The organism is Pseudomonas sp. 05T35 (assembly GCF_056396605.1).
Genome location: NZ_JBFTLU010000929.1, coordinates 1 through 516 on the forward strand (window position 1 = coordinate 1; position 516 = coordinate 516).

Here is a 516-nt window from a genome sequence, read left to right on the forward strand (position 1 = left end):
GGGGCTGGGGGTGAGTGCGGTGCCGGCGTTGTGTGTCGAGCAGATGCGTGAGCTTGGGGCGTGTTGCATTACCTTGAGTGATCCGGTGATTGAGCGGGCGATTGGGGTGTTGACCAAGCCGGGGCATGAGTTGTCGGCGGCGGCGCAGGCGTTGTTTGACATTCTCAAGGACGAAGTTCGCCTGTAGCTGCCGCAGGCTGCGATCTGTTGGCCTTGGCGGCCTGACAGCCGGCCTATCTCTCGCGGATGTACCCCAATCAAACCTGTGGGAGCTGGCTTGCCTGCGAAGGCGGCCTGACAGCCGGCCTATCTCCCGCAGATGTACACCAATCCATTGTGGGAGCGAGCCTGCTCGCGATGACGGCCTGACAGCCGACCAATCTCTCGCAGGTGTACATATCCATTCCTGCGGTAACGGCGGCTGGCGGTTTCGCCCTTACGGCGACTCACTTTTTTTACAAGCGCCTAAAAAAAGTAAGCAAAAAAACGCTCGCCCCAAGCGTACGGCACCTCGCC

At 60.3% G+C, this 516-nt stretch carries 1 protein-coding gene; it reads left to right on the top strand.

Annotation, left to right across the window (positions count from 1 at the left end):
- A partial coding sequence (locus tag AC1DH9_RS30740) for a LysR substrate-binding domain-containing protein (protein ID WP_477809530.1) occupies positions 1-187 on the top strand: 187 nt, incomplete at its 5' end.
- Positions 188-516 lie beyond the last annotated feature (329 nt).